Here is a 24,414-nt window from a genome sequence, read left to right as displayed (position 1 = left end):
AAGGGTGCGTTCCACGTAGGGTCGTGCGGCCGCGGGCTGGGGCCCTCACCCCGCGTGCTGCGCACGACGACCCTCTCCCACGAACAGATGTGGGAGAGGGAGCACACCCCAGTCTGGTCAGTGAGAAGATTCTGGATCGGGTGGCGGGTTCCGTCCGGCGGTTCAAACCGCGCCTCGAAAGACACGAAGTCCGCCTGCGCGGACTGCGGCGGCGCATCGCGAGGTGGACGGCGTAGTTCAATGTGGTTGAAGCCCCGAACCGGACGCGCCAGCGGCCGGTGTCGGGGCTTTGCGACGTTTGAGCGGCGGATTCATTCGCTCCAGAAACTCCGCGTGTGAGACGAGGTCTGTCTGGCGATGAGAGAACTGTCTGCCCGGGTTGGTCGAGACTCTCCCCTGCTATCCCTGCGGGGGCGCGGCGTGCTTCTCCACGGTCTCGCGGACGAGGGCGCTGTCTCCGGCTTCCTGGACGTCGGCGGGGAAGTCGGCCATGTCGAATACGCGGCGCAGTTCCAGAAAGCGCGCGGTGCCGGCGGGGCAGCGGCGCGCCCACTCGACCGCTTCTTCCTTGGACTTCACCTGCAGCAGCCAGTACCCGCCAACCACCTCGCGCGCCTCGCTGAACGGCCCGTCCACTACGCGCGCCCGGCCCTCCTCGAAGTAGATGCGCGCGCCCTCGGACGTGGGGTGCAGGCCGTCCAGCGCCAGCAGCACGCCCGCGCTGGCGAGTTCCTCGTTGTACTTCATCATTTCCGCCACGGCGGCGGCATCCGGCATGGCGCCGTCCTCGGCGGTGGCGTCGGGATAGATCATCAGCATGAACCGCATGATCGCGCTCCTGTGCGTATCGGTGGCGGGAAGCGCACGGCTGGACGGATGTGCCCGGTGCCGCGTCCTCCTCATCATGACGTCGAACGAGCATGCGGAAAATCGACACCCCCGCCATCCCGGCGATCTGACGCGGGCCCTCGGCGCGAAAAGCCCCGGCGCGCACCGCACGCCGGGGCTTTCGCCTCCCCGCTGTTCCCCGCGACCTCCGCGACCCCCGCGGCCTCCGCCTGAGGGCAGTTCAGCCGGTCCCGCCGTCCCCGCCGGGCGGGCGCGGCGCACCGGACTCGGCGATGCTGTCGCGAACGTGCGAGATGGTGCGGCGCGTCGCCTGGATCACCTTTTCCGTCCGCGCGTGCACGTCCTCCTCTTCCGCCGGCTGATCCGGCGCGGCGAGCCGGAACGCGCGCAGGCTGATTTCGCACGCGCGATCCAGAAGCTGGTCCAGCAGCCGGATCGCGGAATCCGGCTCGCCCGAACCGTCGCGGCGCACCACCATCTCCACTTCGTCCTTGAGCCCGCCGAACTCGGCCCGCAGCGCATCCTCCGTCCATCCCAGGCGCGCGCGCTGGGCGGCGTGCCGCTCCGAGATCAGCCGCTGCAGATCGGACCCGTCGCGCATCATCTCCGGATGCCCGCCCGTTTCGCCCAGAATCACCAGCGACTGCGCGATGTCCGCCAGAAACGACGAAACGTGGTCCTCGATCTCGGCCGCAGTGAGCGGCGCGGCCATGGGGATGGCGGGATCGGCGCGGATGCGCTCGCGGTAGGCGGCCACCAGGTCATCCAGCTCCGCCTGCAGCGCCTTGCCCGCCGCCACCAGCCCCGGCGACGGCCGCTGTACCGCGTGCCGCTCCAGCGGCGCCGACGCGGTCGTGGGGAGCCACAGGGTAAAGCGCGATCCGCGCCCCGGCTCGCTGCGCGCGGTAAGGTCGCCGCCCATCAGCCGGGCGTACTCGCGGCTGATGCTTAGCCCCAGCCCGGTGCCGCCGTGCGCCCGCGTGTGCCCCGCGTCCGCCTGCACGAAGGGACGGAACACGCGCTCCAGCTGCCCCGCCTCAATGCCGATCCCCGTGTCCTGCACGTGGATGCACATCCAGGGGCCCTGGTCGCGCAGCCACGCGCCGGGATCGGGCTGCGCCTCCACCGAGCAGTCCACGGCGATGCGCCCGCCTGCCGGGGTGAACTTGACCGCGTTGCTCAGCAGGTTGGCCAGAATCTGCCGCACGCGGTCCGGATCGCCAAGAAAGCGCGCCGCCTCTTCGCCGCAGCGGTTCTCCACCACCAGCGCGCGGACAGCCGCCTGCGGCTCCACCAGCGCGATGGCGGCGGCCACGGAGTGCGCAGCGGAGGCGGGCTCGCGCGCCACCACCATCTGCCCGGCCTCGATCTTGGCCAGGTCCAGCACGTCGTCGATGAGCCCCAGCAGGTGCAGGCTGCTGGCGCGGATGCGGCCCAGGTGGTCGCGCTGCAGCGCCGTCACCGGCCCGCCGATCCCCAGCTCCAGCAGCTCCGTGTAGCCCATGACCGCGTTGATGGGCGTGCGCAGCTCGTGGCTCATGGTCGCCAGAAACTCGCTCTTGGAGCGGTTGGCGGTCTCGGCCTCGGCGCGGGCGGCGCGGGCGTCTTCCAGCAGGCGTTCGGCTTCGCGGCGGGCCAGCACGTGGTCCGTCACGTCCATCCCGTGCGCGATGATCCCTTCGCGGACGCCCTCCGCGTCCAGCAGGGGAAGGTAGTTCAGGTCGATGTACCGCTGCTCCGGCTCCGCGCCCGGCGTGCGCGCCAGCAGCACCGGCATCTCACGCCCCACCATGGGCTCGCCCGTGGCCAGCACGTTGTCCAGCAGCTCCTTGAACCCCTGCCCCCGCACCTCGGGAAGCGCGTCCAGCACCGGCCTGCCAAGCACGTCGCGGTGTCCCGTGAGCTGGTAGTACGCCTCGTTCACCAGCTCGAACACGTGCTCCGGCCCGCGCAGGATGGCCAGAAACGACGGCGCGTGACGAAACACGAACGACAGGCGCGAGCGCTCCACGTCCAGCTCGCGAAAGAGCGTTTCGCGCTCGCTCTGCAGCCGCCGGGCCTCCACGTCGCGCGTGGTCTCAATGGCCGTCACCAGCACGCCGCCCACCCCGCCCCGCTCATCCTGGATGGGGCTGAACGACAGGGTGAAATACGTCTCGTCGGGCGGGGCGTCGGGGCCGTTGCGGCGCAGGGCGTACGGGGCGTCGACGACGGACGCGGTTTCGCCGGCCAGCGCGCGGGCGAAGAGCGGGCCGTTCAGGTGCCACACCTCCGGCCACACCTCGCGCGTGGGGCGGCCCAGCGCCCAAGGGTGCTTGGCCCCGGTGATGGGGATGTAGCCGTCGTTGTAGATCTGGATGAGGTCCGGCCCCCACAGCACGATGTTGGGGAACGCGGAGGCGAGCACCATTCCCACGGCGGTGCGCAGGCTCTGGGGCCACGTGTGAACCGGACCCAGCGGCGTGGAGGCCCAGTCCAGTTCACGGCACCGCCGGCACATTTCTCCGTTCCCCAGAAAGGGGCTCGGCACCGGGTCCTGTTCACTGCTCACAGCCACCGTCACTCCCCGTAGCGAATCCAGAGCCGGATTTCCGGCGCATCCGTGCCGTTCCGCGAATCACCGCGGCAAAGCACGTCGCATGCCCGCGCGTATTCTGGATTGCTCACTGGGGAGAGTGGGTCAACTGCCGTTTCACACGGAGGACACGGAGGATGCACGGAGGTCACGGAGGAAGAGCAACAGCGGGTCTCACGCAGAGCAGCAGAGCAGCAGAGAAAAAAAGAAAACTGATTTGGCTCACACAGAGTCAGCAGAGTTAACAGAGTACAAATAAGTTTACTGTTGACTCTGCTGACTCTGTGTGATGTTTTCTTTTCTGCTTTTGCTGTTCTCTGCTGCTCTGCGTGATGCCCTTCCGTTGCAGTTCCTCCGTGTCCTCCGTGCATCCTCCGTGCTCTCCGTGTGAAACGGCAGTTGACGGAGCTTGCCGCACACGGAGAGCCGCGGCTTAATCCGGTGGACCGCAGGGGAGCGTGAGGGTGAATGTGCTTCCCTCGCCCACCACGCTTTCGGCCAGCAGCTCGCCGCCCATCCCCCGGGCCAGGTCGCGGCTGATGGCCAGCCCCAGCCCCGTGCCCTCCGCCGTGCGCGTCAGGTCCGACCGCACCTGCACGAACGGCTCAAAGATGTCGTCCAGCTTGTCCGCCGGAATGCCGATGCCGGTGTCCGTTACGCGAAACAGCCCCGCGCGGTCCACCACGCCGCACCACAGCCCCACGCGCCCGCCGCTCTCCGTGAACTTCACCGCGTTGGAAAGCAGATTGGCCAGCACCTGCAGCAGCTTGTCGGCGTCCGCGCGCACCACCATCCCCGGATCGCGCAGCACCACGTTCAGGTGCAGCCCCTTCACCCGCGCCTGGGGCGAGACCAGCGCCTCGGCGCTGGCCACCACCTCGCGGACGGGAACGTCGGCAAGTTCGTACTGCACCACGCCCGTTTCCAGCTTGGCGTAGTTCAGCACCTCGTTGATGAGCCCCAGCAGGTGCCGCTGGCTGGCCTGAATGCGCAGCAGGTCGTCGCGCTGCTGGTCGGTCACGGGGCCGCGCACCCCCATCTCCAGCAGCTCCGTGTACCCGCCGATGGCGTTGAGCGGAGTGCGCAGTTCGTGGCTCATCGTCGCCAGAAACTGGCTCTTCACCCGGTTGGCCTCTTCGGCGGCGGCGGTGCGCTCCGCCAGCTGCTCGGCGCTCCACCGCAGTTCGCGCGTCTGCGCCTCCAGCCGCACCGCCTGGGCCTCCATCTGGTTGGCCCGCTCTTCCAGCGCCCGGGCCATCGCGCGCGCCTCGGCCTCGCGCTCCCGCAACTCCAGCGAAAGCGTGCGCGCCCGCAGCAGAATGGCCACGCGCGCCCGCAGCTCCGGCTTTTCGATGGGGGTGATGATCAGCTCGTCCACGCTGCGCCACACGTGCCGGGTAATCATCTTGACCCCCGGGCGCGACGTGACGAGAAGGACGGGAAGCAGCGTGGGCTGCTCGCGCGCCTTGCGGGCCTGCACCCGCTCCCACAGCCGGTCCAGCGCGCGGCCGTCCAGAATGCAGAGGTCAAAGTCCCCCTCCAGCGCGTCGTCCGCGCCGGAGGCGATCAGGTCGTGGTCGCGCGACAGCTCCGCGGCCAGCAGCGAGCCGTTCTCCCGCTGGTCCATCAGCAGAAGGATGCGGCTGGCGCGGCCCGCGGGAGCCGGAGGCGCGGCCTTCATCTCCGGGTTCGCTTCCGGGGACACCGACAGCGTCACTGCGGGCCCCGCGTGGACTCGTCGATCCACTCCGGCGTCCCCGTCAGCACGCCGCGCAGCCCGGTGAGCGGGGCGCCCACCTCCACCCCGTCGCAGGTGATCTCGATCTGCCGCAGCGTCTTGTCAAAGTCGCCCAGCCGCTTCTTGAGCACCCCGATCGCCTTGCGCAGCTCGCCCCGCACCTCCAGGTAGCGCAGAAAGATCAGGTTGTCGCACAGATAGCTGATCCCCGTTTCCGTCGCCTGGAACTCGCCGGTGATGCTCTTTACCTCGTTGGCCAGCAGGATGGTGACGCCCATGTTCTTGAGGTAGCGCCCCAGCGCGTGCAGGTGCGTCACCAGGTTGTCGCCCGCCATGGTCAGTTCGTACCCCGCGATCCCGTCGATCATCACGATCTGCACGCCGCGCTCCTCCACCTCGCGGCGCACCATCAGCGCGAACTCGCCGGGGGAAAAGCGCAGCGGCTCCACTTCCACGATGGAAAGCGCGCCCGTATCCACCATCTCGCGAACCGACATCCCGATGCTTTCGCAGCGGTGCAGGATGGTGTCCAGCTGCTCCTCGAAGGCGTACACCACCGACCGCTCTCCGCGCGCCGCCGCCTCCTTCATGAACTGGATGCCCAGCGTGGTCTTGCCCACCCCGCTGGGCCCGCTGAGGATGGTGATGGTGCCGCGCTCGATGCCGCCGTGCAGCATCTCGTCCAGCTCCGCCACGCCGCTGGGAATGAGTTCGTTGACAAAGGGCTGCTCGTGCGAGCCGGGCACCAGCCGCGGGTATACCTCCATCCCCCCCGCCGTGAGCCGCATGGAGTGCGCGCCCCCCTCGAAGTCCGAGCCGCGGAACTTGATGACGCTGAGCGTGCGCCGCACCACGCCGTGGACGGGCGAAATCTCCAGGTCGATGATCCCGTCGGTCATGAACCGAAGGTCGTCGTCGGGGACGCTGGCGGTGGGCTCGGAACTCAGCAGCACCGTGGCGCCGTGGTCCACCAGGTACCGCACGAAGGAAAGCGCCTGCTTGCGGAACTGGAAGTTGTCCGACGCCAGGTAGCGCAGTGTGGTGACCGCGTCCACGAAGACCCGCACCGGGCTCAGCTCATCCACCATCTGGATGATGCGCTGCGTGGTGGGGTCGCGCTCCACGTCGGCGAGGGAAAAGATGTCGTAGCTCTGGTTTTCGACAAAGAACTCGTGGGTGGGGCTCAGGTCCAGCACCCGCACCCCCGTCAGGTCCAGCCCCTGCGAGGCCGCGTCCTGCCGGATCTGCGCCTCCGCCGACTCCAGGGTGATCAGGAGCGCCGCTTCGCCGTTGGCCACGCCGGCCAGCAGAAAGTGCAGCCCCAGCGTGGTCTTGCCCGTACCGGGCCCGCCGCGGACCAGATAGGCCCGCTCCGGAATGAGGCCGCCGTGAAGAACCTCGTCAAGGCCGGCAAGGCCGGTGGGACGGCGGAGGGAACCGGTGTTCAAAGGGAACTCCATACGTCGTAAGAGGCGGATCGCTGCGTCCGCGTTTGCAATCCGCTCGCCAGAGCGGGAAAACCTTGTACAATAGCTCTCACCCGAGCCCGTCCGCCAGCATGGAATCCGCCGCTACTCCCGGGGGGCGGGCGGTTCCGCGCGGCCCGCTTCGGACGGCGACCGCTCCCACCCGCGAACGCTGGTTTCCTCCGCCTTTTCCAGCATGCGGTTGACGGTGGCCAGGGCGTTGTCCAGCCGCGCGCCGCCGCCGGTGGCGGCAAGGTCCGCCCGCAGCGCCTGCTCCACGGCCTGCCGCAGAATGCCGAACTCCTGGCGCAGGCCCTGGCGCGTCCAGCCCAGGCGGGCGCGCTGGGCCCCGTGCAGTTCGGCGATCACGCGCTGGATCTCCGAGCCGTCGCGCAGCAGCGCGGGGTCGCCGCGCCCGTCGTCCAGCGCGATCAGCGAATTACCGATGTCCACCAGAAAGGTGGGGGCGTGGTCTTCCAGCTCCGCGCGGTTCAGCGACTGCGCGCCGGCCGGGCCGGAGTCGCGCAGCCGGTCGCCCAGCGCGCGGGAGATGGCGTCGGCGCGGCGGGCCAGCGCGTGCCCCACCTCGCTCAGGTGCGCCACGGCGTGCGCGTCGTCGTTCCACCCCGCCTCGTCCGCCGTCTCCTCGGCCGGGGCCGCGGCGGGAAGCCAGAGCGAAAAGCAGGAGCCCACCCCCACCTCGCTGTGCACCACCAGGTCGCCGCCCATGAGCCGGGCCAGGCGGCGGGAGATGGTAAGGCCCAGCCCCGTGCCCCCGGTCTGCCGCGTGTAGCCGCTTTCCACCTGCACGAACGGGTCGAAGATTTCCGCCAGCTTCTCGTCCGGAATGCCGATCCCGGTGTCTTCCACGTCCACGCGCAGCCAGGGGCCGGCCACCTCGGTGTGCACGCCGTCCTCCGCCTGCTCGCTCGTGGCGCAGGCGACGGTGACGCGGCCGCCCGGGGCCGTGAACTTGAGGGCGTTGGAAAGCAGGTTGAGCAGAACCTGGCGGGTGCGGTCGCCATCGCCCCAGTACTCCGGGGCCACGTGTTCGGCGACGATGTGGCGCAGCTCGATCCCCCGCTCCGCCGCCAGCGGCGCCACCAGCTCCAGCGCGTCGTTCACCGTGTCGGCGGCGCGCACGCGGGCGCGCTCCACCTCGATCTGCCCCGCCTCCACCTTGGCCAGGTCCAGCAGCTCGCCCACCAGCCCCATCAGGTGGCGGCCGCTGGCGCGCACGCGCTCCAGGTGGGCGTTCTGCTGCTCGTTCACCGGCCCGCCGATCCCCATCTGCAGCAGCTCGGTGTAGCCCAGGATGGCGTTGATGGGGGTGCGCAGCTCGTGGCTCATGTTGGCCAGGAACTGGCTCTTGGCGCGGTTGGCCGCTTCGGCCTCGGCGCGGGCCTGGCGCGCGTCGGCCAGGTGCTGCTCGCGCTCCTCCTCCGCGCGGCGGCGCTCGTCCACGTCCACGTTCACGCCCAGCATGCGCACGGGCTGCCCGCCGGCGTCGTAGTCGAAGCGGGCGCGGCCGGCGAACCAGCGCGTGCCGCCGCCGGGCATCACCGCGCGGAACTCGTATTCCAGCTCCGTATCCCCCCGCGCCACCGCCTCGCCGATCTGCTCCTGCACCCGCCGCGCGTCTTCGGCGACCACGCGGCTGCTCCACGCGTCCAGCCCCCCGCTGAACCCGCCCGGCTCCAGCCCGTACAGCCGCTCCAGCGCGGGCGACCAGACGATGTGGTCTTCGGGGATCATCCAGTCAAAGCTCCCCACGCGCCCCGCCTCCTGCGCCAGTTGCAGCCGCTGCTCGCTGGCCCGCAGGCCGCGGAGGGCGCGGGCGCGCTCCAGCGACTCCCAGCAGCGCTGCACCACGCTGCTCACCAGTTCCACCTCGTCCGGCGTCCAGGTGCGCGGGCGGGTCTGATGGACAGCCATTCCCGCCACGAACCGCCCGTCCTTGCGCAGCGGAACGGAGATGACGGCCGCGATGTGCGTCTGCCTGTACGCGGCCAGATCGGCCTCGGACACGCGCGGATCGCGAAGCACGTCATCCACCACGTACGGCTCGCCCGCGCGGCTCAGGCGCAGCGCCTCGGCGCTGAACTCCGACATGCGAAAGGTGCCGACGATGCCGGGCACCCCGGCGCGCGCGTAGTCGCCGGTGATGGTGAAGGTGTCCTGGTCCGCCTCCACCTCGGCGTAGGCGCAGCGGTCCGCGCCCAGGTGCTCGCCCAGCATGCGCGCGGTGACGCTCATCAGCTCCGCCGGATCGGAAAGCGGCTGAAGCGCGGCGGCCAGGGCGGCATAGAAGCGGTCGCGGGCCTCCGTGCGCTTCTGCTCGGTGATGTCGCGCACCTCCATCACCGCGCCGCGGTTCACTCCCTCCTGGTGCAGCGGGCGGGCGGAGCACAGGACGGGAAAGAAGGTTCCGTCCGCGCGGATGAACACTTCCTCCTGGTCGGTCACCGCCACGTCGCCGTGCAGCGCCCGGGCGAACGGGCACTCGGCGATGGGATAGGGACGGCCGTCGGGGCGGGTGTGGTGCACGAGTTCGTGGATCACCCTGCCGCGGATCTCGTCGGGGCCGTACCCCGTCATGGCCTCCAGCGCCGGGTTCCACAGCACCGCGCGCCCCTCTTCATCCATCAGGAACAGGGCGGACGCGGCGTTGTCGATCACCGTCCGCGTCTGCCTGCGCGCGTCCTCGATCTCGCGGTTGGCGCGGCTGAGCTCGTCGGAGCCCATCTCCAGCTCCACCTGCGCTTCTTCCAGCAGAGCGGCCTGGGTCTGCATCGCCTCGGCCTGCATCTCCAGTTCCGCGGCCTGCTCCAGCAGCGCGCGCGTGGCCTGGTACTCGGCGCTGGCGTCGCGAAAGGAGAGTACGGCCCCGGTGCCGCGCCCGTCCGCGTCCACCAGCGGCGCCGCGCTTCCCTGCACCACCACCTCCGAGCCGTCCTCCCGCGCAATGCGCCACTCCGCGCGGGCCAGCGTCTCGCCCCGCGCGGCGCGCAGGAGGGGAATCTCGTCCAGCAGCAGCGATGCGCCGTCCACCGTCTGGTACGCCGCCCCGTACGTCTCAGGCCCGTCGCCCACCGCGAGGCCGCCGTGCAGGGTGCGCGCGGCGTCGTTGGCCCAGGTGACGCGCCCGGCGGCGTCGGCCACCATGACGGCCTCGGGAAGCTGCGCGAGGACGGCCGTTGCGGTGTCGGGAGAGATGCGGCTGGAGGAAGACAAAGGCTGGACCATGCGGATGTACGCGTGAGAATTCTGCAACCCGGCGCGCCACTGCACAGAGCACGCCTGCATGGATGAACTGCCGTTTCACACGGAGGACACGGAGGACGCACGGAGGACACGGAGGAACCGCAACGGAAGGGCATCACGCAGAGCAGCAGAGCAGCAGAGAACAGCAAAAAAAGAAAAAGAAAGCATCACACAGAGTTAACAGAGCCAACAGAGTACAGATTGTTTCCTCTGTTGACTCTGATAACTCTGTGTGAGTCCAGTCAGTTCTCTTTTCCTCTGCTTCTCTGCTGCTCTGCGTGAGATTCCTTGTCTTTCCTCCGTGCCCTCCGTGCATCCTCCGTGACCTCCGTGTGAAACGGCAGTAGGACCTGGATAAACGAACGAGGGTGGCCGCATCACCGCGGCCACCCTCGTTCATCACGCCGATCCGCAACGATGGATCAGTCGCCCCACACCGGCTCGGGGTTCAGCCCGCCGCGCGCCTTTTCTTCTTCGCGCGCCTTGCGTGCCTCGCGCTCCGCCGCGGGATTGAACAGCCGCTTCATCCACCCGCCGAAGTCGTCGAAGTACGTGTACGCCACCGGTACCACGACCAGCGTCAGCAGCGTGGAGGTGATCAGGCCGCCGATCACCGCGCGCGCCATGGGGGCGCGGAACCCGCCGCCCTCGCCCATTGCCATGGCCACCGGCAGCATGCCGAAGATCATGGCCAGCGTGGTCATCATGATGGGCCGCAGACGAACCTCGCCCGCCTCCACCAGCGCCGTGCGCCGGTCCAGCCCCTCGGCCCTTCGCTCGTTGGCGTTGTCCACCAGAAGAATGGCGTTCTTCACCACCAGGCCCAGCAGCATGATCAGGCCGATCATGGACATCATGTTGAACGTGTCGCCCGTAAACAGCAGCGCCAGCAGCACGCCGATCAGCGACAGCGGCAGCGACAGCATGATGGCGAACGGCTGCGTGAACGACTCGAACTGCGACGCCAGGATCAGGAAGATGAGCACGATGGCCAGAATGATGGCCTCCAGCACGTACCCCACCGTCTCCTGCATCTGCTCCGTCTCGCCGCCCAGCGTGACCGCGTACCCGGCCGGCATCTGGATGTCCGCGATCGCCGCGGTGATCTGCGACGACGCCTCGGAGATGGACAGCTCCGGCGACGTGCCCGCGGACACCGTGGCCACGCGCTCCAGGTCCTGCCGATCGATCTGCGCCGGCGCCGTGCCCTGCTCGATGCGGGCGATCTGCCCCAGCGGCACCGTCACCGCCGCACCCGCCGCGTCCCGCCGTCCGGTCGCCACCGGCAGCGCCGTCAGGCTGGCCAGCGAGCGGCGCTGCTCCGGCGCCACCTGCACCACCACGTCGCGCTCCTCGCCCGTGGGGTCCTGCCACGTGGTGGCCGTCTGCCCCGCCAGCAGCGGGCGCACCGTGCCGGAAATCTGGCCCACGTCCAGCGACAGGTCGTTGGCCACGTCGCGGTCCACCTCGATGCGGAACTCCGGACGCGGCGCGCCCAGCGAGGTCTCGATGTCCACCACCCCGGGAATCGCCTTCATCTTGGCGGCGATCTGCCCGGAAATGCGCTGCAGTTCCGCCACGTCCGGCCCGCGCAGGTTCACCATCAGCGGCTTCTGCGCGCCGCCCACGCCGCCCGCTTCCAGCACGGCCACCGTGGTGCCGAACAGCCCGGTCAGCGACTTGCGCGCCTGCACCATCACTTCGTTCTGCGGCAGCTCGCGCTGGTCGGGCTTCACCAGCTTCACGTACACGTTGCCGCCGGTCACCGTCCCCGTCACGCCGGCGCCCACCGTGGTGTACGTGTAGTCCACCCCGGGAATCGCCTTGAGCCGCGCGCCGATCTCCTCCGCGCGCTGCCGCGTGTACGCCAGCGACGAACCCTCCGGCGTCTCGAACGTAACCTCGAACTGCGAGTTGTCAGACTCCGGCATGAAGCCGCCGCCAATGAGCGGAAACAGCATCATGGCGCCCACGAACGCGGCAAAGGCAAGGCCCAGCGTGCTCTTGCGGTGCCCCAGCGCCCATTCCACGATGCGGCGGTACTTCTTGGCCTGCCGGTCGAACCAGGCGTTGAACCTGGCGATCCCGCGCGTGATCGGGTTCCTGGACGGCGTGTGCGAGGCCGAGTGCGCCTCCACGCCCCACCACGCGGCCAGCATGGGCGTCAGCGTGAACGAGACGAAGAGGGAAACCAGCACCGCCCACGCCACCGTCATGCCGAACTGAAAGAAGAAGCGGCCGATGATGCCGCCCATGAACGCCACGGGCACGAACACCGCGACGACGGACAGCGTGGTCGCCATCACCGCCAGGAAGATCTCGCGCGTGCCCACCTCGGCCGCCTCGAACTTGCCCTTCCCCATCTCGCGGTGCCGCACGATGTTCTCGATCACCACGATGGCGTCGTCGATCAGAATGCCGATCGAAAGCGACAGCGCCATCAGCGACAGCACGTTGAGCGTAAAGCCCAGCGCGCTCATCAGGATGAACGACGACACCACGGAAACGGGAAGCGCCAGCGCCGTGATGGCCGTCGCCTTCCAGTCGTTCAGGAACAGCATGACGACGACGATCGTCAGGAACGCGCCCAGGATCAGCTCGTGGATCACGTCGTCCACCGACCGGCGGATGTCCACCGAGTTGTCGCGGATCACCTGCAGCTGCGTTCCCTGCGCGAGCGAGCCCTGGATCTTCGCGATCGCCTCGTTCACGCCGTCCGCCACCGCCACCGTATTGGCGCCGGACACCTTGAGCACGTCCATCGACACGGCGCGGGTGCCGTCCACCAGCGCCAGCGACCGCTCCTCTTCCGTGCCGTACTCCACCCGGGCCACGTCCGCCAGCCGCACGGGCTGACCCTGCCGGTTGGCCACGATCACCTGCCCGAACTGCTCCGGCCGCACGATGCGCCCCGTCACGCGGACGAGCTGCTCCTGCGAGCCGCTTTCCAGGCGCCCCGCGGGAACCTCCAGGTTCTGCCGCTGCAGCGCGCCCATCACGTCCTGCGCGCTCACGCCCGTGGCCTGCATGCGGTCCGGCTGGATGAAGATGCGCACCTCGCGCGCCAGCCCGCCGGCGATCTGCACCTGGCCCACGCCGCTCACCGACTCCAGCTGGCGGCGGATTCCCTCGTCGGCGAGCGTCGTCAGCTCCGCGATCGGCGTCGTCTTGGACGAAAGCGCCAGGGAGATGATGGGCTGCGCCGACGGGTCGAACTTCTGCACCACCGGCTGCTCGATGTCCTCGGGCAGCGTGCGGCGCACCGCGTCGATGCGGGCGCGGATGTCCTGCGAAGCCTGGTCGCCGTCGCGCCCCAGGTCGAATTCCACGATCACCTGGCTCACGCCCTCCAGCGAGATGGAGGTGATCTTGTCCACCCCCTCCACCGGGTTGAAGGCTTCTTCCAGGCGCTTGCTGACTTCGCGCTCGATCGTTTCCGGGCTGGCGCCGGGGTACACGGTCTGCACCGTCACCACCGGGATGTCCACCTCGGGAAACTGGTCGATGGGGAGCCGGCGGTAGCCGAAGATCCCCAGCACCATCAGCCCCAGCATGAGCATGGTCGTGAACACCGGGCGCCGGATGGCCATGGCGCTCAGGCCGCCGCCGCCTCCGGGTGCATCCGGCTTCTGATCCTTCTGATCACTCATTGGATTACCGCCCTCCGCCCGCCGGGGCGGTGTTGTTGGCCGCGCGCACCACGATCCGCGCGCCCGCTTCCATCTCGCCCGGCGCCACGATCACCTGCTCGCCGGCCGCGAGTCCCTGCGCCACCGCCACCATGCCGCGGGCGTCGTCACGGTCGCCCAGCGTCACCACGCGGCGCTCGGCGCGGCTGTTCCGTACCACCCACACGAACGACTCCGTCCCCGCCGTGCGCACCGCCGCCGTGGGAACCGCCACCGCCTCGGTGGTCGTCCCCGTCAGCACGCGCCCCGTGGCGAACAGGCCGCCGATCAGCGCGCCGTCCGCGTTGGGCAGGGAAAGCGTCACGCCCACCTGCCGCGTGGCCGCGTCGGCCACCGGGTCCACGCGCGACACCGTGCCGCGGATGGTGCGGCCCGGCTGCGAGTTCAGGGTGAACTCCACCGGCTGCCCCTGGCGCACCGCCGCCGCCTGCTCCACCGGCACCTGCCCGCGAAGCTCCAGCGCCCGCGAATCCACCACCGTCAGCAGCACCTGCCCCACGTTCACCGCCTCGCCGGACTGCACCACCCGCTCGCTCACGCGGCCGGTGAGCGGCGACACCACGCGGGTGCGCCCCGCCTGCTCCGACGCGCCGGCCGACGCGGCGCGCGCCGCGGCCACCTGGGCGCGCGCGGCCTGCACCTGCGTTTCCGCCGCGCGGTAGCTGATTTCCGACATGGCGCCGGCATCGTACAGCGTCTTGGCCGACTCCAGCTGCCGGTTGGCCTGCGCCAGCGCGGCCTGGGCGCCCGCCACCTGCGCCGCGGCGCCGCCGGCCTGGCTCTGGATTCCCTGCGCCTCGATGCGGGCCAGCACCTGCCCCTGCTGCACCGCGCTGCCGCGGTCCACCGACAGGCCGGCCACCACGCCCGGCACCTGCGACTTCACCTGCACCACCCGGAAGGGCTCCAGCGATCCGGTGAGCGCCACGCCGCCCTGCAGCTGCGTGGTGCCGGCCGGAGCCAGGTCCGCGGGGGAAAGCACGATTTCCGGCCCGGCCTTGGTCGTGTCGCCGGCCGCCTCGGCCGTGGCGCCGCCCTCGCCGCCGCCGCACGCCGCAAGGCCCGCCGCCAGCACCGCCGCCAGGGATGCGCGGGCCAGGGTGCGCCCGCGCGGAATATCGATCGTCATCACCGTCTCCGAAGATTCGTGGTTGGGGTGCGGCATCACGGCCCCGTCGTTTCCGCCGAGGCGCGCCGCACGCGCGCTCCGGCAATCCGCAGGTCGGCCGTGGCCTGCGCCAGGTTGCTGCGCGCCTGAAGCAGTTCCAGCCGCGACTGCGACACTTCCAGCTGCGTCGCCAGCCCGCGCTGGTACCGCAGCACCGTCAGTTCATACACGCGCTGCGCGCTCAGCACCGTCGTCTGCCGCGCCGCGATGGCCGCGGAGGCACGCTCGGCCTCGCCGCGGGCCTGCTCGTACTGCACCTGCACACCCTCGCGCAGCTGCGACAGCTGCAGCCGGGCGCGTTCCGCCTCAATGCGCGCCTGCGCCAGCTCCGCCGTGCGCTGCCCGCCGTTGAAGATGGGGATCTGCACCGACAGCGTGGCCGCCGCGTCGCCCTGCGAGCCCTCGCCGAAGCCGAACACCTCGGTCGGCTGCAGCTGGCGCCCCATGTAGGCGGAAAGCGACACGCTGGGCAGAAACGCGCCGCGCGTAATGCGGATCTGCTGCTCGCGGATGGACACCTGCCGCTCCGCCGCCGCGATGGAGGCACGCCCCGCCGTGGCGTCGGCCGCGGCGATGGCCTGGAACGACGCGTCCGCCTCCAGCGGGCTGGTAAGGCGCAGCGGCTGCTCCAGCGGAAGGTCCAGCAGGCGCTTCAGCTCCAGCAGCGAAAGCTCCGCCGCGTTGGTGGCCTGCACCAGCTGGGGGCGCAGGTTGTCGCGCGACACCTGCGCGCGCAGCACCTCCAGCTCGCTGGACTCGCCGGCGCGCTGGCGAAGCTGCTCCTGCGCCAGAAACGCTTCCGCCTGCTCCAGCGCGGCGCGGGCGAACCCGGCCAGCTCCTGCGCCAGCTGCGCCTGCGTGTACGCCGTACGCACCTGCAGCTCGATCTCGGCGCGCTGCTCCGTCAGTCCCAGCTCCGCCGCCGCGCGGTAGTCGCGGGCGATCTGCAGCGCGGCGCCGGTGCGGCCGCCGGAGTACAGCAGCTGCGAGCCGCTGAGCCGGGCCGTGTACGTGTTCACGCGGCCGAACGGAAGGCCGCTGAACAGGCTGCCCAGCCCGCCCAGCCCGGCCGTGGGCGCGTTCTGCTCCAGGTAGCGGATGCGGTCCGCCAGCGGCGCCGTGGTGTCGGGCGAAAAGCGGAGCGAATCCGGAAGGGAAAAGCCGCCGCCCGTATTGAACGGCGACTGAAAGGTGCGCGTGTACCCCAGGTTGGCGTCCAGTTGCGGCAGGGCGCCCGCGCGCGCGGCCTGCACCTGCGTGGCGGCCAGCCGCACGTCGCTTTCGGCCAGGCGCACCTCGTCGCTTTCGCTCAGGGCGCGCGTCAGCGCCTGCTCCAGCGTAAGGTTCACCGTATCGCGCGGGGCGGCCGGCGTCTGCGCCGGCAGAACCCGCGGGGCCGCCACCGCGAGGGCGGCGGCCAGAAGGATGGATCGTTTCATTTCCGTCTCGGTTGCGTTCAGGCGCTCGCGCGCCGGTATGTCGCGTCGGTCGTTCAGCGCGCGTTGTCGACGCCGCGGTGAAGCTGGCGAAGCGTGCGCTCCACGCCGCGCATGGCAAAGGCGTGCAGCCGGCACAGGCCGCGGAACCGCTCGGCCACCACCGGGTTGCGCGCGCTTTCCGTCCGCGACCCGCGGTCGGCCGCTTCGCGCAGGCGGCGCATCCACTCCAGCCGCCGTTCCAGCAGCATCACCGCGCCGTCGGGGCGGGTGCGGTAGAAGTCGCGCCGGTCGCCCGCGCGGCTCACCCGCTCGATCATTCCCCACTGCTCCAGCAGCCGCGCGTTGGTGCTGATGCTGGCCTTGCTGGCCTGCACGCGCTCGGCGATCTCGTCCAGCGCCATGTCGTCCGGCGTAAGCAGCAGGAGCGCGGCGATGCGCCCGGCGATGCGGGACCCGCCCTCCTGCTCCAGCAGGCGGGCGAACTGCTCAATGAACTCGTCATCGGACATCGCCGAACCTGCAGCCGGTACAGTGCGTTCAGTATTCATTGAACGTCCTTCATGCACGAATTCCCTACGCAAAGGGCCAGTCCTACTCGTCCCGGCCGTCCGTCTCTCCCCCGAGCTCCTCGCGAAGCCCCAGCAGGGAGCGCATGACGGCCCGGTTGAACTCCGCGGTGCGGTCGAACCGCTCGGCCACGGGGGCCGGGAGCGGGCTCATCTTGCCGCGGGCGCGGTCCACCCGGTCAATGAACAGCCGGATGCGCTCGATCTGCCGCTGAATGAGGCGGCTGGACATGTCGGGGGCAATGCGGTAGAAGTCGCGCCGGTCGCCCGCGCGCGTGACCCGCACCGCCATGCCCCAGTCCTCCAGGAGGCGCGCGTTGCTGCTCACGCTTCCCTTGCTCACGTGCAGGCGGTCCGCCAGTTCTTCCAGCGAGCAGGGCTCTTCGCCCAGCATCAGCAGTCCGAACAGGCGGCCGGCGATGCGAGGAATGCCTTCTTCCTCGAAGTGCCGGCCCATGACCTCGATGAAATCGTCCTGCGGCAGCGCCATGGGATCGCCCGGTGGATTGATGGACTGAATCTACCGCATCCAGTTCGTTTAGTCAATACTGAACGCACAGGATGTGCAGGATGAAGTGCGGAAACGACTTGCGCGGATCAGGGAGGTTGGATCGGGATGGTTTCCGGGGATGGGTGGATGATGGTGGATGGGAATCGGTGCGCGGCGGCGGGCTGTGGCCCTCACCCCGCGTGCTGCGCACGACGACCCTCTCCCACGAACGGATGTGGGAGAGGGAGCACACTTCAGTGTCGTGTGGATCGGGTGGTTCGGCGTGGCGGCGGGCTCCCCCCTCCCCCCAGCCCCCTCGCCCCCTCGCCCCGCAAGCGGGGGAGGGGCAGCCGTTCGGCGCGGAGGCGGGTTCGGCGCGACGCGCGCGGCATGAGCCGTTGAAGCCCCGAACCGGATGCGTCAGCAGCCGGTGTCGGGGGTTTCCGCTGTTCGAGCGGCGGATTCATCCGCTCTCGCGCGGGAGGGTGGGCCGGTGGTGCCGGCCCGGGTGGGGGCCGCCGTGAAGCCCGCCCCCGCATCCGGTCCTCCTTCTCGTGGATGATCCCCCGCCGGTCAGATGCCGCCAGCCTATCCCGCGGGAAGGGTGAGCGTGAACACGCTTCCCTGCCCCGGCGTGCTGGTGGCGGCCAGGTCTCCGCCCATCCCGCGCGCCAGGTCGCGGCTGATCGCCAGCCCCAGCCCCGTCCCCTCCCGCATCTGGCTCAGCGACCGCCCCAGCTGCACGAACGGCTCGAACACGCTCAGCAGGCGGTCCGGCGCGATCCCCTCGCCCGTGTCGGAAACGGTGATGGTCACACCGGCCGGCGACGCCGCGCACGCGACCGTGACAGTGCCGGATTCGGTAAACTTCACGGCGTTGGAAAGCAGGTTCAGCAGCACCTGCTCGGCCTTGCCGCGATCCGCGCTCGCCACCAGCTCCGGCGGGCACGGCCCGGCGGAAAGCACCAGACCGCGCGCCAGGGCCTGCGGCTCCACCATCGGCATCACCGTGGAGACGATCTCGCTCAGGGGAACGCGGGCCACCTCGTACTCCACCCGACCCGCCTCGATGCGGCTGTAGTTGAGCAGGTCGTTGATGATCCCCAGCAGGTGCCGCTGGCTGTCGCGAATGCGGCGCAGAAACTCGCGCTGCCCCTCCGTCACCGGGCCGCGCACCTCCAGCTCCAGCAGCTCCGCGTAGCCGTCGATGGCGTTCAGCGGGGTGCGGAGTTCGTGGCTCATGGTGCTGAGAAACTCGGTCTTGGCGCGGTTGGCGGCCTCGGCCTCGGCCAGCCGCCGCGTGTCGGCAAGGGCGCGCTCCTCGTTCTGCCGGCGCTCCGTAAGGTCGCGCGTGACCTTGGCGAAGCCCACCAGATCGCCATCCGGATTGCGCAGCGCGGTAATGACCACGTTGGCCCAGAAGCGCGTTCCGTCCTTGCGCACGCGCCATCCCTCGTCCTCGAAACGTCCGTGCGCGGACGCTTCGCGCAGTTCCATCCCAGGCTTGTCGTTTTCCAGATCTTCCGGCGGATAAAAGACGGAGAAGTGCCGGCCGATGATTTCGTCCGCGCGGTACCCCTTGATCGTCTGCGCCCCGATGTTCCAGGTGGCGATGCGGCCGGTGGGATCCAGCGCAAAGATGCCGTAGTCGCGTACGCTCCCCACCAGGAGCGCGTACAGTTTCTCGTCGGAAATGCGCAGGCGCGGCGGCAAGAGGCCGTCGGGAACCACGGGTACGGGATGGTTCACCCGGGGATCAGCCATGCGCGGACCTCAGCAGGCGGTTCATGGCCCGGCGTGTCAGAGGAATTCTGGGATGACGGGTCGCGAGCCCGTGGATCCCGGCAAACTCCAGACCGCGTGCAACAGACGGTTCCGCGAACGACCATCTGTAGCAGGCGGCGGAATCTGCGCCATTCAGGCCGCGGGGGCGCGCTCCGCGGCTTCCAGGTTGAAGCGGACGAGCAGCGCGTGCAGTTCCCGCGCGGACTCGGGCGAGATCATGGGCTGGTCGGGAAACGAGCGCGGAAGCCGCAGGTCGTCCAGCTGCCTGCGCGCGGCCTCGGAGACCAGGACGGGCTGGGACAGATCAAGCGAGGCCACCTGCGCGCGGTCGGAGGCCAGAACCGTCTTCAATCCATCCGAATTCACGTCTCCCGCCACCAGACGCACGCGTTCGGCAAAGAGCGGGTCCACGCACACCACCGTCAATCCGCCCTGCGACAGCGTGCGCTGCACCTCGCGGGTGAACTGCGGGTTGATGCGGATGACGACGAGCGGCAGGCCCAACTGGTCCGCCACTTCGCGCAGTTCGGCGGCGTGGAACGCGGTGGTGGCGATGAAGTCCGCCCCGCGCGCCTTCTGCACCGCGTCCATTCTGGTGCCGTCCGCGCCGGTGCCGAAGTGGTCCGCCGTGGCCGAGCACACGTCGAATCCGAAGTCGTCGCGCAGTTCCGCGCCGATGGACTCCACCTGGTCCACGGTGGATTCCAGAAAGGCGCAGCGCACCACCCGGGCGGCCGTGCACTCCCGCGCGAATGCGGGAAGGTCGGCGGCGGGGATGCGGCGGTTCCACGCCTCGCGCAGCACGTCGACGAACCACACCGCGGTTTCCGCCAGCACGCGCCCGCCCACGCGCTCCTGCGGCGCCACGAACACACCCGACCTCCCGCGCACTTCCACCAGCCCCTTCTGCTCCAGCGCGGCGTACGCGCGGGCCACGGCGCGCAGATCGGTCCCCACCTCATCCGCCACCTCGCGGTAGCTGGGCAGCCGGTCGCCCGGGGACAGGCGGCCCACGTGAATGCCCGCCACGATCCGTCCGCGGATCAGTTCTTCCAATGATTCCGCCGTGCTCGCGGCGCCCGACCTGCTGCCCATCCGCCTCTCCCTGAGCTTTTCCGTCGCGGTCCGGATCATCGGGGTCCGCGAATCCAGCAGGAACATTCGCACCTCGCATACCAGCGTGTGAATCGCAGGCTTTTACGGCAACTGCATCTCACGCGGAGGTCGCGGGGGTCGCGGGGACAGACCGCGAGACGGGAAAGCGCGGTGGCTGGCGGGTATCCGTCGAGAAGAGAGCGGAATCGCGCAGAGGGACAGCAAAGAGGATGAATGATGAATCGCCTCGCCGACTGATTCTCTGTCCGGACAATCCATCATCCTCTTTTCCCCTGCTGTTCCCCCGCGACCTCCGCGACCTCCGCGACCTCCGCGACCTCCGCGACCCCCGCGTGAGGGCAGTAAGAGCTTGCGGCACGCGGAGTTTTCACCAACGCGCGTCAGTTCTCGCCACCATCGAACGCGGGATCGCGCGGGAGCGTTGTGCGGCGCGCGGCCGGACCGCGGAACCAGGCGAACGGGGCACCGGTGACTCCGGCGAATCGCTCGCGCTCGAAGCTGGACAGATAGCGCCGCTCCACCGCCGGGCGCGCGGGATCGGCGCGGAGTTCGCCGCCGCTCCACGCCATCCAGCGGCCCTGCAGATACAGGCCCGGGCCGCGCCCCGGTTCGCTGCCTCCCATCCACCGCGTGGCGAACAGCCGGCACGCCCCGCCCGCCCGCGGCTGCACCCACGATCCGCGGAAGTCGTACTCCTGCACCTCGACAAACGGCGGCGCGCCCGCCCCGCCGGGCTCCGCCGGCCAAAGCTGCCAGTAGTTCACGCCCAGCCCGTTGCTGATTGCCGTCCGCTGCGCGATGACGACCACCGGCTCGCCGCCCTCCCCGATGGGCGCGACGACCGCCTCCCACCCCGATGCCGCGGCGAGCCCGTCCGTCTCCGCGCCCCATTCGCGCACCGGGTGGCCGGGCTGCTCGATGCGCAGGCTGTCCGGGCCCTCGGTGCCGCCGCAGGTGCACACGCGCCCGCCGCCGGGCAGGTCCACGCATGCGCGCGTGGGGCACGGCGAAAAGGCGGCCGGCTCGCCCGCCTCCGTCCCTTCCGGAACCAGCCGCCGCGCGGACGCACACGGCACGTCCGTGCGCCACGCCTCGCGCCCGGACTGCGCCTGCGCGGTGGCGGGAATCATCAGCAGCAGGAGCGGGAGAACGAGCGCGTGGCGCGGCATGCGGGATCCGGGGTGGAGGGTGAGGGATGTGGATCAGACGATGGCGGATCTGGTCCCGCCCGGACTGCAGGATTCGTCCCGTGCGGCGAGCCCTCACCCCGCGCGCTCCGCGCGACGACCCTCTCCCACGAACAGATGTGGGAGAGGGAGCACACACCAGTTCGGCGCGGCGGAGATTCTGGGTGAAAGGCCGGTCCTCGCCCGGCGGTTGAAACCGCGCCTCGAAAGACACGAAGTCCGCCTGCGCGGACTGGGACGCAACCAATCTGCTCGTCCCCGACGCAGTTGAAGCCCCGAACCGGACGCGCGAGCGGCCGGTGTCGGGGGTTAGCGCTGTTTGAGCGGCGGATTTATTCGCTCTCGCAGGGGAGGGTGGGCCGGTGGTGCCGGCCCGGGTGGGGGCCGCCCTGGAGTCCGCAATCCCCGACAGGCTGCGACAGATGTCCATCTCCGGCCAACTCTGTCGCATATTTCGCGACAAGATCGGCATTTTTCTTGCCGCGAGTTCCGGCGCGGGCGCTCGCGCTTCCCCGAGCGCACAGGCGCCGCATCCCCCAATGATGACCTGCTGGAGAACGAGAGGCACCGGTGGCTGTTCTGGACCACGTTGGAGACTGCGTCGGATTCTGGATCTACGCACCCAGGGACGGCGACATCTCCTGCTCCGCCTGCGACCGGCGCTACCCCCGCACCCCCGAACGCGTGTTCGCCGCCGCGTTCGACCTCGTTCTCACCGACCACATGCAGGAACTCGCGGCCCGCGGCGCCGCCATCCTGGCCTCCGAGCGCAACCGATGACCCAAGGCGCGCCCCTTGCGAGAGGCCCCCGCCCGCTGGGACAGACCTTGGACGCAAAGGAGCATGAATGAGATTGAAGCTGAAGCCGCTGAAGCAGCAGGTCATCGTCATCACGGGCGCGGACAGCGGGATCGGGCTCGCCACCGCGCGCCTGGCCGTGCGCAATGGCGCCCGCGTGGTGCTCAACTCGCGCAACCCGCGCGCACTTGCCGCCATCGCCGCCCAGCTGCGCGCGGAGGGCGGAGAGGTGGCGTGGCACGCCTGCGACGTCGCCGACACCGCCGCCATGCGCGACCTGGCCGAGGTGGCCGTGAACGCGTTCGGGCGCATCGACACCTGGGTGAACAACGCCGGCGTCAGCATCTACGGCGAAATCGAGCGCACGCCGGTGAACGACGTCCGCAGGCTCTTTGAGACCAACTACTTCGGCGTGGTGAACGGCTCGCTGGCCGCGCTGCCGCATCTGCGGCGCGAGGGCGGCGCCCTCATCAACCTGGGCAGCGTGCTGTCGACCGCCGCGGTGCCGCTGCAGGGGCACTACGCCGCCAGCAAGCACGCGGTCAAGGGCTTTACCGACGCACTCCGGCAGGAGCTTGGGCACCACGGCGTGCCCGTCGCGGTGACGCTCATCCGCCCCGCCGCCATCGACACACCCTACACCGAGCACGCGCACAGCCACCTGGACGGCGCCGACCCGGAGGTTCCGCCCCCGGTGTACTCGCCGCGCGTGGTGGCCCGCGCCATTCTGGACTGCGCGCGCCGGCCGCAGCGCGAGGTGCTGGTGGGCGGCGGCGCCCGGCAGATGGAGCTGATGCAGGAGATGTCGCCGCGCGCGTACGATGCCTACGTGTCATCCGTGGCGTGGGAGCAGCAGCGTGCCGAGCCCGGCACCAAGCGCCGCAACGAGGCGCTCTACGCGCCTTCCATCAGCGGCAACGAGCGCGGCGACTACAGCGGCCACGTGATGAAGACGAGCGCCTACACGCGCACGGCGCAGCATCCGCTGCAGTCGCTGCTTACCGTGGGCGCCATCGCGGCGGGCGCGTGGTGGCTCAGCCGCTCCGGCGTGCTGGGGCGGGTGGATGAAAGCGTCCGCACGCGGCTGACCGGGCGTTCGGCGGAGGACGAGGGCGATGCGACGATGGCGCGCGCCAACCGGCAGATGCGCCACGTTCTGCGCCACCTTGCGTCCATGGGCGGCAAGCCGGTCGAGACGCTGGCGCCGGACGAGGCACGCCGCCAGCCGACGCCGGCCGAAGCGGTTCTGGCGCTGCTGCGCAAGCACGGCAAGACGGTGAAGCCCATCCCCGTCGCGCGCGTGGTGGAGCGGACGATTCCCGGCCCGGGCGGCGAGATCCCCGTCCGCGTCTACGTGCCGCATGGCGACGGGCCGTTTCCCGTCATCGTGTACACGCATGGCGGCGGGTGGGTGATCGCGACCAACGATACCTACGACAGCTCGGCCCGCGCGCTCACGGACGCCACGCAGGCCATCGTGGTCTCGGTGGAGTACCGTAAGGCGCCGGAGAACAAGTTCCCCGCCGCGCACGAGGACGCGTTCGCGGCGTACCAGTGGGTGCTGGCGAACGCACGCGAGCTGGGCGGCGACGCGGACCGGGTGGCGGTCGCGGGCGAGAGCGCGGGCGGCAACCTGGCCCTGTCGACGGCGCTGCTGGCGCGCGACCGCGGGCTTCCCGCGCCGGCGCACGTGCTGGCCGTGTATCCCATCGCGGACGGGCACACCGATTCCCCGTCGTACGTGGAGAACGCGGACGCCAAGCCGCTGAACCGGCCCATGATGCAGTGGTTCCTGAACCACTACCTCAACACGCCGGCGGAGGCGGATCATCCGCTCATCTCGCTGGTGCGCGCGGACCTGCGCGGCCTGCCGCCCACGACCATCATCACGGCGGAGATCGATCCGCTGCGGTCAGACGGCGAGCGGCTGGCGGAGCGGCTGCGCGCGGCCGGCGTGACGGTGGATTACCACACGCACGACGGCGTGACGCACGAGTTCTTTGGGATGGGCGTGGTGCTGGGCGAGGCCCGCAAGGCGGTGAAGCAGGCCGCCGCCGGCCTGAACGCCGCGCTCAAGCCGCAGGCCGTGCACGCCTGATCGCGAGCGCTGGATGAGGGGAAACGGGCCGGGGAGCGATGTCTGCTTCCCGGCCCGTTCTGGAGTACGAAAGCACGGAAGTACGAAAGTACGAAGGTACGAAGGTACGAAGGTACGAAGGTACGAAGGTACGAAGGTACGAAGGTACGAAGGTACGAAGGTACGAAGGTACGAAGGTACGAAGGT

Annotated in this window: 15 protein-coding genes; 2 read left to right on the top strand and 13 right to left on the bottom strand. The window is 70.1% G+C overall.

The features are described 5' to 3' along the window. Positions 1 to 399: 399 nt before the first annotated feature. The 13 genes from HNQ61_RS03740 to HNQ61_RS03680 form a co-directional block, all read right to left on the bottom strand. On the bottom strand, positions 400 to 828 hold the full coding sequence (locus HNQ61_RS03740; RefSeq protein ID WP_170038162.1) for a YciI family protein: 429 nt from the start codon (positions 826 to 828) through the stop codon (positions 400 to 402). A 241-nt stretch (positions 829 to 1,069) separates the two neighbouring features. Further along, complete coding sequence (locus HNQ61_RS03735; RefSeq protein ID WP_170038164.1) at positions 1,070 to 3,406, bottom strand: ATP-binding protein; 2,337 nt, start codon at positions 3,404 to 3,406, stop codon at positions 1,070 to 1,072. 451 nt (positions 3,407 to 3,857) lie between these two features. Next, positions 3,858 to 5,129 (bottom strand): ATP-binding protein, encoded by a 1,272-nt coding sequence (locus HNQ61_RS29465; RefSeq protein ID WP_170038166.1) that lies wholly within the window; start codon positions 5,127 to 5,129, stop codon positions 3,858 to 3,860. An 8-nt stretch (positions 5,130 to 5,137) separates the two neighbouring features. Further along, positions 5,138 to 6,610: an ATPase domain-containing protein gene (locus HNQ61_RS03725; protein WP_205761970.1), complete on the bottom strand. Its 1,473-nt coding sequence runs from the start codon at positions 6,608 to 6,610 to the stop codon at positions 5,138 to 5,140. 123 nt (positions 6,611 to 6,733) lie between these two features. Further along, positions 6,734 to 9,874 carry a sensor histidine kinase gene (locus tag HNQ61_RS03720; protein ID WP_170038170.1) on the bottom strand — a complete coding sequence of 1,047 codons (3,141 nt, stop codon included), beginning with the start codon at positions 9,872 to 9,874 and terminating at the stop codon, positions 6,734 to 6,736. 440 nt (positions 9,875 to 10,314) lie between these two features. Further along, the gene (locus tag HNQ61_RS03715) at positions 10,315 to 13,542 is read right to left on the bottom strand and encodes an efflux RND transporter permease subunit (protein ID WP_170038172.1); all 3,228 of its coding nucleotides are present in this window, start codon (positions 13,540 to 13,542) and stop codon (positions 10,315 to 10,317) included. Between the two features lie 4 nt (positions 13,543 to 13,546). Beyond that, on the bottom strand, positions 13,547 to 14,710 hold the full coding sequence (locus HNQ61_RS03710) for an efflux RND transporter periplasmic adaptor subunit (RefSeq protein WP_170038174.1): 1,164 nt from the start codon (positions 14,708 to 14,710) through the stop codon (positions 13,547 to 13,549). Between the two features lie 35 nt (positions 14,711 to 14,745). Next, positions 14,746 to 16,188 (bottom strand): TolC family protein, encoded by a 1,443-nt coding sequence (locus tag HNQ61_RS03705; protein ID WP_170038176.1) that lies wholly within the window; start codon positions 16,186 to 16,188, stop codon positions 14,746 to 14,748. Between the two features lie 53 nt (positions 16,189 to 16,241). Beyond that, positions 16,242 to 16,697 carry a GbsR/MarR family transcriptional regulator gene (locus tag HNQ61_RS03700; RefSeq protein ID WP_170038178.1) on the bottom strand — a complete coding sequence of 152 codons (456 nt, stop codon included), beginning with the start codon at positions 16,695 to 16,697 and terminating at the stop codon, positions 16,242 to 16,244. Positions 16,698 to 16,779: 82 nt separating this feature from the next. Next, positions 16,780 to 17,244: a GbsR/MarR family transcriptional regulator gene (locus HNQ61_RS03695; RefSeq protein ID WP_170038180.1), complete on the bottom strand. Its 465-nt coding sequence runs from the start codon at positions 17,242 to 17,244 to the stop codon at positions 16,780 to 16,782. Positions 17,245 to 17,832: 588 nt separating this feature from the next. Then, positions 17,833 to 19,008 carry a sensor histidine kinase gene (locus HNQ61_RS03690; RefSeq protein WP_170038182.1) on the bottom strand — a complete coding sequence of 392 codons (1,176 nt, stop codon included), beginning with the start codon at positions 19,006 to 19,008 and terminating at the stop codon, positions 17,833 to 17,835. A 153-nt stretch (positions 19,009 to 19,161) separates the two neighbouring features. Next, positions 19,162 to 20,124 carry a GntR family transcriptional regulator gene (locus HNQ61_RS03685; RefSeq protein ID WP_170038183.1) on the bottom strand — a complete coding sequence of 321 codons (963 nt, stop codon included), beginning with the start codon at positions 20,122 to 20,124 and terminating at the stop codon, positions 19,162 to 19,164. A gap of 401 nt (positions 20,125 to 20,525) precedes the next feature. Then, on the bottom strand, positions 20,526 to 21,314 hold the full coding sequence (locus HNQ61_RS03680) for a hypothetical protein (RefSeq protein WP_170038185.1): 789 nt from the start codon (positions 21,312 to 21,314) through the stop codon (positions 20,526 to 20,528). 588 nt (positions 21,315 to 21,902) lie between these two features. On the opposite strand from HNQ61_RS03680, the gene HNQ61_RS03675 reads away from it, so the two are divergent. After that, positions 21,903 to 22,112, top strand: a complete 210-nt coding sequence (locus tag HNQ61_RS03675; RefSeq protein ID WP_170038187.1) for a hypothetical protein — start codon at positions 21,903 to 21,905, stop codon at positions 22,110 to 22,112. A 67-nt stretch (positions 22,113 to 22,179) separates the two neighbouring features. Continuing rightward, positions 22,180 to 24,228 carry an SDR family oxidoreductase gene (locus HNQ61_RS28225; protein ID WP_205761972.1) on the top strand — a complete coding sequence of 683 codons (2,049 nt, stop codon included), beginning with the start codon at positions 22,180 to 22,182 and terminating at the stop codon, positions 24,226 to 24,228. Positions 24,229 to 24,414: the final 186 nt, after the last annotated feature.

The organism is Longimicrobium terrae (genome assembly GCF_014202995.1).
In the GTDB taxonomy this organism is placed as follows: Bacteria; Gemmatimonadota; Gemmatimonadetes; order Longimicrobiales; family Longimicrobiaceae; genus Longimicrobium; species Longimicrobium terrae.
This window is presented reverse-complemented; position numbering and strand designations above follow the sequence as displayed.